This is a genomic window from Liquorilactobacillus sp. (assembly GCF_047719775.1).
Classification (GTDB): Bacteria; Bacillota; Bacilli; order Lactobacillales; family Lactobacillaceae; genus Liquorilactobacillus.
The window spans coordinates 64,275-75,088 of record NZ_JBDNTS010000012.1 but is presented as its reverse complement, the minus strand read 5'-3'; the positions used below and the strand labels follow the sequence as shown (position 1 = coordinate 75,088).

11 protein-coding genes are annotated in these 10,814 nt (G+C 35.9%); all 11 read left to right on the top strand.

All coding sequences use genetic code 11. From position 1 onward, the window contains the following. The first annotated feature begins 343 nt into the window (after window positions 1–343). The 11 genes from ABF682_RS07835 (at window position 344) to ABF682_RS07785 (ending at window position 10,708) form a co-directional block, all read left to right on the top strand. Complete coding sequence (locus ABF682_RS07835) at window positions 344–619, top strand: DUF1507 family protein (RefSeq protein WP_289977315.1); 276 nt, start codon at window positions 344–346, stop codon at window positions 617–619. Window positions 620–631: 12 nt separating this feature from the next. Beyond that, on the top strand, window positions 632–1,807 hold the full coding sequence (locus tag ABF682_RS07830) for an FtsW/RodA/SpoVE family cell cycle protein (protein ID WP_415619455.1): 1,176 nt from the start codon (window positions 632–634) through the stop codon (window positions 1,805–1,807). Window positions 1,808–1,870: 63 nt separating this feature from the next. After that, window positions 1,871–5,299, top strand: coding sequence for a pyruvate carboxylase (locus tag ABF682_RS07825; RefSeq protein WP_289977310.1), 3,429 nt, complete (start codon window positions 1,871–1,873; stop codon window positions 5,297–5,299). A 3-nt stretch (window positions 5,300–5,302) separates the two neighbouring features. Further along, the gene (locus ABF682_RS07820) at window positions 5,303–6,448 is read left to right on the top strand and encodes a CAP-associated domain-containing protein (protein ID WP_415619454.1); all 1,146 of its coding nucleotides are present in this window, start codon (window positions 5,303–5,305) and stop codon (window positions 6,446–6,448) included. Further along, window positions 6,448–6,750, top strand: coding sequence for a YlbG family protein (locus ABF682_RS07815; RefSeq protein ID WP_289977308.1), 303 nt, complete (start codon window positions 6,448–6,450; stop codon window positions 6,748–6,750). The genes ABF682_RS07820 and ABF682_RS07815 overlap by 1 nt, the downstream gene beginning before the upstream one ends. Before the next feature lie 4 nt (window positions 6,751–6,754). After that, the gene (rsmD, locus tag ABF682_RS07810) at window positions 6,755–7,312 is read left to right on the top strand and encodes a 16S rRNA (guanine(966)-N(2))-methyltransferase RsmD (RefSeq protein ID WP_415619453.1); all 558 of its coding nucleotides are present in this window, start codon (window positions 6,755–6,757) and stop codon (window positions 7,310–7,312) included. 2 nt (window positions 7,313–7,314) lie between these two features. Beyond that, window positions 7,315–7,791: a pantetheine-phosphate adenylyltransferase gene (gene coaD, locus ABF682_RS07805; protein ID WP_415619452.1), complete on the top strand. Its 477-nt coding sequence runs from the start codon at window positions 7,315–7,317 to the stop codon at window positions 7,789–7,791. Next, the gene (locus tag ABF682_RS07800) at window positions 7,788–8,825 is read left to right on the top strand and encodes a SepM family pheromone-processing serine protease (RefSeq protein WP_289977305.1); all 1,038 of its coding nucleotides are present in this window, start codon (window positions 7,788–7,790) and stop codon (window positions 8,823–8,825) included. Before coaD ends, ABF682_RS07800 begins: the two co-directional genes overlap by 4 nt. Window positions 8,826–8,844: 19 nt before the next feature. Then, window positions 8,845–9,213, top strand: coding sequence for a DUF1304 domain-containing protein (locus ABF682_RS07795; RefSeq protein WP_289977304.1), 369 nt, complete (start codon window positions 8,845–8,847; stop codon window positions 9,211–9,213). A 228-nt stretch (window positions 9,214–9,441) separates the two neighbouring features. Continuing rightward, entirely contained in the window at window positions 9,442–10,140 is a 699-nt protein-coding gene (locus ABF682_RS07790) for a ComEA family DNA-binding protein (protein ID WP_289977303.1), read from the top strand. A 70-nt stretch (window positions 10,141–10,210) separates the two neighbouring features. Next, on the top strand, window positions 10,211–10,708 hold the full coding sequence (locus ABF682_RS07785) for a ComE operon protein 2 (RefSeq protein WP_415619451.1): 498 nt from the start codon (window positions 10,211–10,213) through the stop codon (window positions 10,706–10,708). Window positions 10,709–10,814 lie beyond the last annotated feature (106 nt).

Sequence of the window (10,814 nt, the reverse complement as noted above, 5' to 3'; positions counted from 1 at the left end):
TAAATAAACAATCTAAGATTAGTTCTGGTATTAATTGGTGAAAATCAGTTAATATTAGAACTTTTTGTTAGGCAAAAATTTAATATCTCTGGTTATTAATGACTGCAAGAATTAAAAAAAGTTTCTTTTTATTTTATAAATAGCTCCAAAAAAATAATAGAGTTCGTAAACTGGAGAAAATAATTGCTTTTTCGATATAAATCAATTGAAAAATACGAATTTTGGTTACATAATAAACTACAAGGACAGACATTATAATTGGCACTTAAGTCCACGATGGTATATTTCAAGAAAAAAACTAGTATGCTATAATTACCGTATATTTAGAAAGGGGGCAGTAACAGTGCAGGAGTTTGTATCAAGACAAGAAATGTTGGAAATTCTGCAAGCTGATTCTGAGAAAATTCGGGTGTTATTAGATAAACAGCGGAACTTATTATGTTTGTCTCAGTGCCCCGCTTTTGAAGAAGTTGCAGATACACAGCTTTTTGGTTTTTCAAAAGAAGTGCACTTGGCCGAGCGTTGTGGCCTGATAACCATGAATGAGGCTCAGCAAATGATTCAGGACTTAGAACACCTGCTTTCAAGCATTTATATTTCAGTGGGAGAGGATGAATAGGTTCTGATTGCCATGAAAAAATTTAGAGATAAGATGAGGTATTTCGATTTTTATTTATTTGTACCTTACATAATTTTATGTTGTATTGGTGCAGTTATGGTGTATTCTGCCAGTTCAATAAACCTCTCATATGCGGGGGCGGCAACTAATACGTACCTAATGAAGCAGTTGCTTTATGTTGTGATAGGATTAGGCTGTGTCTTTTTTTCAATAATGATTCCGACCATCAAATTGGCTCACCGCAACTTTATAATAATTGGTTTTTTTGTAATGGTAGTACTATTGTTGTATGCTAAGTTTTTTACTACTGCAGTCAATGGAGCTAACGGTTGGATCAATTTGAAATTATTTAGTTTTCAGCCGGCTGAGCTTTGCAAACTGTACCTCGTTCTTTTTATGGCACAAATTACTTTTAACCGTGAACACTCAAACTCAATGGGTACATTGATTAGTAAGCCTAATTGGAAACCAGTTATATTAGTGTCAATACTGTTGATTCTTGTTTTAGTCGAACCAGATTTAGGAGGTTTTTCAATCAATGCATTCATTACTTTGGTAATGTACTATGCGAGTGGAAAAGATTATCGTAAGTCGCTACTATGCTTGTCTGGAATATTGGGTTCAATAATTATAGTAGTTCAACTCTTGCGCTTTTGGGATCCCGCGCCCCTCAAAGGAACAAAGATTGAGTATATGTATGCTAGACTAACAGCATTCTATAATCCCTTTAATGTTTCATCAACAAGCGGGCAGCAATTGATTAATTCTTACTATGCGATAAGTAATGGTGGTTTGTTCGGTGTTGGGCTTGGTAATAGTGTGCAAAAAAGAGGATATTTACCTGAGCCGTATACAGATTTTATCATAGCAATTATTAGTGAGGAGCTTGGGGCAGTTGGTGTTATGGTTGTACTGCTGCTAATTACTTGGATTGTTTTGCGAATTTTTTTAATTGGAATTAGAGCAAGTAGGCCATACGAAACAATGATTTGTTATGGAATTGGAACTTTTATGGGAATCGAAACTCTATTCAATGTCGGCGCAGTTAATGGATTGCTGCCAATTACAGGTGTTACATTCCCATTTGTATCTTATGGTGGTTCAAGTATGATTGTTTTATCTCTTGCATTAGGAATAGTAATAAATATTTCGATTAACCAAAAGCGGAATCGAAAGGGAAAGATTTGATTTATTAATAGCGCTTTTGTGATTTTAGAGATTCATTATTCAATTCAAGAAAGTGGGATTCTAATGAAAAAAATATTAATTGCAAACCGTGGCGAAATCGCAATTCGGATAATTCGTGCATGCCAGGAACTTAAGGTAAAAACTGTTGCCGTATATGCCAAGGAAGATGAATTTTCTGTTCATCGATTTAAGGCAGACGAAGCTTATCAGATTGGAGAGGGTAAAAAACCGATTGAAGCGTATCTTGATATGGATGATATTATTAGAGTTGCAAAAGAAACTGGTGCAGATGCAATTCATCCTGGATATGGTTTTTTGTCTGAAAATGAAACTTTTGCACAAAAATGTGAGGCAGCGGGAATTATTTTTATCGGTCCAACTAAAGAGCAGCTAGCGATTTTTGGAGACAAGGTGGCAGCTAAAAAAGCTGCCCATGATGCCGGATTGCAGACAATTCCTGGAAGTGATGGACCTGTTTATAGTTTAGAAGAAGTCCAAGAGTTCACTAAGCAGCATGGTTATCCTATTATGGTTAAGGCAGCCTTAGGTGGCGGCGGCCGAGGAATGAGAGTTATAAATGATGAATCAGAAATCAAAGAAAGTTTTAACAGAGCACAGAGTGAGGCTAAACAATCCTTCGGTGACGAAGAATTGTATATTGAAAAATATTTAAAGAATCCTAAACATATTGAAGTTCAAGTCTTGGCTGATCAGCATGGTAATGTTGTTCATTTATTTGAGCGGGATTGTTCAGTTCAGAGAAGACATCAGAAAGTTATTGAGGTAGCCCCAAGTTCATTAAGTAACGAGCGCAGGCTAGAAATTTGTACAGCTGCTGTTTCTTTAATGAAAAGTGTAAATTATCAAAATGCAGGAACTGTTGAATTTTTGGTTACCAACACAGATTTTTATTTTATCGAGGTTAACCCGCGTGTTCAAGTAGAACATACAATTACTGAGATGATAACTGGTATTGATATTGTTCAGTCACAAATCTTAATTGCTGCAGGGGCAGATTTGTTTGCTGACTTGGAGATTCCAAGACAGGATAAATTGAATTTTCATGGGCATGCTATTCAGTGTCGAATCACAACTGAGGATCCTGAGAATAATTTTATGCCTGATACAGGTAAGATTGAAACTTACCGTTCACCGGGTGGCTTTGGAGTCCGTTTAGATGGTGGAAATGCTTATGCAGGTGCCGTAATCAGCCCTTACTTTGACTCACTGTTGGTTAAAGCCTGTGTTCAAGCGAGGACTTTTAGTGGCGCAGTTTTGAAAATGGACCGTGTACTTGATGAATTTAGAATCAGAGGTATCAAAACGAATATTCCCTTCATGCACAATGTGATTAATCACCCAGATTTTATTTCTGGAAAGGCTCATACAACATTTATTGATTCAACTCCGGAATTGTTCCACTTGAACCACCCTAAAAACACACCAAATCAGTTACTAAAATATATCGGTAGTATTACCGTTAATGGCTTCCCAGGTGCAGAAAGACATGAAAAAATTTTTGTTCCTAAAATCCGTCTTATGAATGATTTCACTGTTCCTACTGAATACGAAAATGCAAAAAGTATGTTGGATAGTAAGGGCGCAGTTGAAGCGATGAGTTGGGTAACGCGACAAGAAAAATTATTGTTGACGGATACTTCGATGCGTGATGCACATCAAAGCCTTTTTGCGACTAGAATGCGTACAAAAGATATGCTGCCAGTTGCCGAGGCATTTGATAATGCACTGTCTAATGTATTTTCTGCCGAAGTTTGGGGAGGAGCGACCTTTGATGTTGCCTATCGTTTCTTGGATGAAGACCCATGGGAAAGACTAAAGAAGATTCGTAAGGCCATGCCGCATACTTTATTGCAAATGCTATTTAGAGGTTCTAATGCTGTGGGGTACAAGAATTATCCAGACAATGTATTACAGCGCTTTATTAAAAAGAGCGCGGCAGATGGGGTCGATGTCTTCCGCATTTTTGATAGTCTAAATTGGGTGACACAAATGGAGAAGAGTATCCAATTTGTGCGTGATACTGGTAAAATAGCAGAAGGAACAATGTGTTATACAGGTGATGTGTTAAATCCTGCTGAGCACAAGTATGATTTACAGTATTATCGGACATTAGCAAAGGATTTAGTATCGGCTGGTTCGCAAATAATTGGTATTAAAGATATGGCTGGATTACTCAAGCCACAAGCTGCATATGAATTGATTTCAACTTTAAAAGCAGATTTGGATGTTCCAATCCACTTGCATACGCATGATACAACTGGAAATGGGATTGCAACTTATCTACAAGCTGCACGAGCTGGTGTTGATATTGTGGACGTTGCTGCAAGTGCACTATCAGGAACAACTAGTCAACCAAGCATGAGTAGTTTGTACTACGCAATGTCGGGAGATAAAAGACAGCCTGATGTGAATATTGAAAATGTTGAAAAAATTAATCGTTATTGGTTAGGTGTTAAGCCTTTTTATCAGGATTTCATGAATGGAATTACAGCACCACAGACGGACATCTATGAAACGGAGATGCCAGGTGGTCAATATTCAAATTTGCAGCAACAGGCCAAGGCCTTGGGAATTAGAGATTTTGAGGAAGTCAAGAAAACCTATAAAGAAGTTAATGAGTTGTTGGGGGATATTGTAAAGGTAACACCAAGTTCAAAAGTAGTTGGAGATTTTGCAATTTTTATGATTAAAAATAAATTAGATGCAAAAAATATTTTTGAACGGGGGGAAACTTTAGATTTTCCAGAATCTGTTGTTAATTTCTTTGCGGGTGATTTAGGACAGCCGGTTGGTGGTTTTCCAAAAGACTTACAAAAAGTTGTTTTGAAGGATCGTGAACCAATCACAGTTCGTCCGGGTAGCTTGGCAAAGCCAATTGACTTTGCGCAAAAAAACACTGAGTTAAGAACCAAGTTAAAGCATCTACCTACTGAAGAGGAATTATTGAGTTATTTGCTATATCCGGATGTATTTGTTGATTATGCACAGACAGTAGCGAATTTTGGAGACTTATCTCCACTTGATACGACAACGTTTTATCAGGGAATGCGGATAGAAGAAACTGTTCATATTGAACGTGGCAAAGGGCAGACTTTGATTGTTAAGTTGGCTTCAATTGGTGAAGCAGATGAAGATGGTAAGCGAATTCTATACTTTGTGGTAAATGGTCAGGATCAACAAATTGTAGTTCAAGATAAGAGTAAGAAGGGAAAAGTCAAAAAAATACTAAAGGCTGAGCCAACAAATCCGAAGCATATTGGAGCAACTCTTAGTGGTTCTGTCTTGAGTGTACTGGTTTCAAAGGGACAGGTTGTAAAAAAGGGTATCCCTTTGATTGTAACTGAAGCGATGAAGATGGAGACAACAATTAAGGCACCCACAGATGGAAAGATAACGCATATTTATGTGAAAGCGGGAGACATTCTAGAGACGCAGGATTTATTAATTGAAATAGAACCTACAAAAAGCTAAAAGATGAGAATAAAATTAGTTTTGAGAACAATTAGAAATTTCATACTAGTATTGTTTCTTTCTCTGCTTGTTATGTATTGTAGCGCTATTTATAGCGATCAAAGCACTAAGAATAAACAACAGCGCAGTACCGAAAGAATTCAAAAAGCAAATGCACGGTTAACTACACCTCAAATCATGCGTATTAAAACACAAGGATTTGCAAGTTATATTGGTATGGAAAGTAATCAATTTGAAGAAAAATTTGGACGGCCAGAGGCGACTATGGATAGCGCAATAAATGTAAAATGGTTGCTCTATAATCTTGATTCGTCTAATTATTTAAAAGTTGGAATTGATCAGTATACACAGAAGATTTGTTCAATAGTTGTAGTAGGAAATTTGGTAAGTAACAATTCAAAACTAAGGGTAGGGATGTCATTCAAGCAGCTTCTGAGATTGTCGACGTTATATGCAAACTTTGAGGTTTCATATCGTGAAGAAAACTTTCAGTTTGAATTATCGGAAAATGATTTGAATAATCACCCACTTATTGGCTTTACAAACGGAAGCTATGTGATTCCGTACTTACAGCCTAATTCTAAAAGAGTAATAGCTTTGGAATTTTTAGACACAGGGATGCTTTTGAAGAAAAATATCTATCAAATTATTTCTCGAACGCCGATTCCTTCACAATATCAAGGGGAAACTAATTGGAACCAGTTGGATATTATGGTTCCTTATGATTTAATGCAGGTGATCAATACTAAAAGGCGAATACTCGCGAATACAACTCTACCAGTGGGTGACCCGTTGACGCAGAGTGCACAGAGGATAATTAGTGTATTGGAAAAAAATCCGAAACGTTATCTTAGAGCAAGCCATGCAAATTTATTAGAAGATATTACAAGTGGTGATGTTGGTCAAAATCGTTTCTTGAGTTTAAGTCAAGGTAGCTTTTCGAAAAAACTATATCAAGATGTTGATTTAAATACTAAGAACTTTGAAATGTACGTCATTTTTCCGTTCTACAATGCAACGACTTTTTTTGAAAAGACAAAATTGCAACAAAATGTCTGGGATAGTTTGATTGCTTCGAAAACTAAAAAAATTGGTATTGCCTATGACCAAGGTTTACTTGTAATAATCATTAACAAAGGTGGGAACTAATGAGTTTAGAATTAAATGAACGTCAAGGAGTAATTGTCTACTTGTATCACTTGAAAAATAGTAGACAATTACGTAGATTTGGAACAATTCACTATGTTTCAAGGAAAATGAAATATGTAATTTTGTATACAGATAGGATTAAAGTTTCAGAAACTATTGAAAAGCTTTCAGGAATGCGTTATGTGAAAAAGGTAATGGTTTCACCCTTGCCAGATGTTGAAATAAGTTTTACGGACACTGTTGGGAAGATGTATCGGCTGACAGATGAAGACCGTGAAAAATACAAGAATAATAAAGAGTGAGATTATGAGAATTATAGCTGGTAATTATGGTGGTAGAAGATTAAGGGCAGTACCAGGCATGAAAACAAGGCCAACAACCGATAAAATTAAGGAATCAATGTTCAATATAATTGGACCCTACTTCAGCGGTGGAGTAGGGCTCGATTTGTTCGCAGGAAGTGGGGGCTTGAGCATCGAAGCTGTATCAAGGGGACTTGAGCATGCATACTTGGTAGATCGGCAGTATCAGGCGATTAAGACAATTAATGAAAATATTGAAGTTACTAAAGAACCGGCGAGGTTTACGGTATTCAAGAATGATGCAGAGAGAATACTTGCCAAGTTGCATGCAGATAAAATTACTGTGGACTATCTTTTTTTAGATCCACCGTATAAACAGCAAAAAATCTTATCGTTGTTAACTAAAATTATTGATTTGCAGTTACTTAATGAAGATGCAGTCGTGATTTGCGAGACTGACCAAGTTGCACAGTTACCAGATAATATTTTAAATTTGGAGTTAACTAGACGTGCTGATTATGGAATTACAGAAGTTGTAGTTTATCGATACAGGGGTGAATAGTTATGAAGGCAATATTTCCAGGAAGCTTCGATCCGATTACATGTGGGCATCTTGATTTAATAAAGAGAGCTTCTTTGATATTCGATGAAATTGTGGTACTTGTGATGACCAATACTAGTAAATCTGGGCTTTTTTCGAGTACAGAAAGAGTAGCGCTGATTAAAAATGAGATTCAAAATATTGAAAATGTTACTGTTGCGGCCCGTGAGAATGTATTAACTGTTCAAGCTGCTAAGGATTTACAAGCGCAAGTAATTTTAAGGGGCCTCAGGAGCGGACGTGACTTTTTGTATGAGACGGATATTGCCGCGATTAATAAGAAATTAAATCCAGATTTAGAAACGCTTTTTTTACCTACCAATAAAGAATACGAACATATTTCTTCCAGCTTGATTAAAGAGGTTGCAAAATTTGATGGTGATTTGGCGGGATTAGTTCCAGTGAATGTTGAAGAGGCGTTGAAGGATAAACTGATATGAAGAAAATGAAGATTTATATCTTAGCAGCATTAGGGGTTATTGTTTTAGCACTTATCTGTTTCTTACCTTTGCCATTTTATTTAGAGACAATTGGAAAAGCTGTTAATGTTGCTGATTATGTTAAAGTCAGTGGAAAAAAAGATAAAACAAAAGGTGAACTAATGCTAACATATGTTAGTTTGGGGCGAGCAACACCGCTACTTTATTTGACTAGTTACTTGGATAAGTATACTTCACGTATTCCAGAGGATGAAATATCTGGAAATGAAACTGATTCTGAATTTGATAGAATTCAGTCATATTACATGAGTGACGCTGTAAACCAAGCCAAAGCAGTTTCTTTGCATTTGACACATAAAGCATATCGGCAAGAGTATTTGGGAATATATGTAATGTCTATTCTGAAAAATTCAACTTTTAAGAATAAACTCGAAGTTGGCGATACAATTACTGCTGTAAACAATAAGCACTTTGAAAATACTACCAGTTTTATGAATTATGTGCGTTCACAAAAAAAAGGAGCGCCAATTGAGATTACCTATCTAAGAAATGGGAAACAAAAAAAGGCAACAGGACAGACTGTTAAATTAGCTGGAACAAATAGAAGTGGGATTGGAATTTCGCTTGCTGAAAGAACAAGGATAATTAGTGCCACAAAAATAAAAACTGATATGGAAGGAATAGGTGGCCCGTCTGCAGGGTTAATGCTAGCGCTTCAGATGTATTCGCAGTTATCTAGAACCAATCTGAAATTAGGGCGCAATATTGCTGGAACAGGTACGATTTCAAGTAATGGTGAGGTGGGAGATATCGGAGGAATTGATAAGAAAGTCGTTGCGGCTGATCGAGCAGGTGCTAAAATATTTTTTGCACCGAATAATCCAGTTTCTGCAATTGAAAAAAAAGCTGATCCACAGGCTATATCAAATTATCAGGAAGCCAAAAAAGCTGTTAAGAAGTTCAATTTAAAAATCAAGGTCGTTCCTGTTAGGGTTATCACGGATGCAATTTCCTATTTGAAGGAAAACAAATAATGTAAAAGGAGGACTTTTTTTGAGCACCTTAAGTTATATTTTAGTTATTCTCGTAGCTATCGAAGCGTTTTTTATAATGCTACTAGAGATGTTTGCAGTCCAAAGTAAGATGGCACAAAATGCATTCGGTTTGTCACCAGAATATTTAAGTCAAAAAGAGGCAAAAATTTCCATGGCTAATCAAGGTTTATATAATGGGTTCATTGGTGTAGGAATCTTCTTAGTATTATTTGTTTTTCCAAGTAATGCAGTTTTTTCTGGATTATTGCTTTTTATTGGCTTTGTTGTTGTTGCAGCGATATATGGCGCATTGACAGCAAATCCAAAAATTATTTTATCGCAAGGTTTACCAGCAATTTTGGCACTCTTGGCATTATTATTTACCTAGGATGGAGCTTTTTTGAGGGTTTGATTTGTGGAGTAAGCATATATATTAGTTAATAGAAGGACCGGATATGAGACTTGTTATGAAGTGCCTCATAATAGTTAGACAAAATGAGGTGTGCCCCTACTTTAGGGGTAGACCCCCAAAATCTGATTATTATGGGGTGCTTTTTCATTATATTTTTGTCAAGAATAATTTTCTAGCGTACTTAATAACATGGGGGGAGGACTTGTGGATAGACTTTATGAATTATGGATAGAGAATAAGAAATTATGTATTATAGTAATTTTCGTTTTTTTAGGATTAGGCAGTGTGTTTCTTGTATACATTTTAAAAAACGATTCATCACAAAATAATGAAACATTCAGCTTTTCAACAAATAGCAGTAAGGCGGTGATGACATCCGCATCAAATGTTACTGATAAGGAAAATTCGAAGAATACAGCAGCGATTTCTGTGGATATTAAAGGTGCAGTCAGATACCCAGACGTTTATGTTTTGAAAAATGGCGCACGTGTGAACGAGATTGTTAAAAAGGCTGGCGGAATGCTTGAAAATGCAGATAAAAATCAAGTGAATCTAGCACTGATTTTGCAAGATCAAATTGTTGTCTATATCCCTTTTGAAGGTGAGTTTTCTAATTCATTAACAACTACTGTACAAAGTAGTGGAGCAATCACGGCTGATACAAAGGTAACAAGTACTGCTCAGTCCACTAATGAGTCAGGAACAAGAAAATATGATATTAATCAGGTTACAAAGGAAGAATTGGAGACGATCCCAGGAATAGGAGATAAAAAAGCAGAACAGATTCTTGCTTATAGAACAGAACATGGAAAAATTAATCAACTTGATGAATTAAAGGATATCTCAGGCGTGGGAGATAAGACATTTGAAAAATTCCAGATGTATCTCGATGTATCGCCATAATATAACAGTATTGCCGAATAATAAGTTCTGATATATTATTATATTAAATAAATTATTGAAAGGTGAGAGTATGAAGAATAAGAGGATTCCCTGGAATCAATATTTTATGATGCAAGCAGTCTTATTATCTTTACGTAGTACTTGTGAAAGACTTTCAGTTGGAGCGATATTAGTACGTGATAAACGAGTCATTGCTGGTGGCTACAATGGTTCAGTTTCTGGCGACGAGCATTGTATTGACCATGGATGTTATTTAGTTGATGGGCATTGTGTTCGAACGATTCATGCAGAGATGAATGCAGTATTGCAGTGTGCTAAGTTTGGTGTTGCAACAGAGGGAGCAGAAGTCTACGTCACAGATTTTCCTTGTTTGCAGTGCACAAAAATGCTTTTGCAATCTGGAATAAAAAAGATATGTTTTCTAAGAAATTATCATAATGATGAATATGCTTTGAAGTTGATGAAATTAAAAAATGTTGAGGTTGAGCAAGTTAAACTTGATGCGGCATATTTGCAAAAAGTAGCAACAGATTCTCTGTTTGAAAATATAAAGGAAATTGATTCATAAAAAATAATTTATTTCTTTTTGCAATAACTGCAGTGGTACTTTGTTTTTTTAAGTTTTCCTATAATTGGATTGCCTTAATAATTTTAATCTTAATTTTGATTAGGAT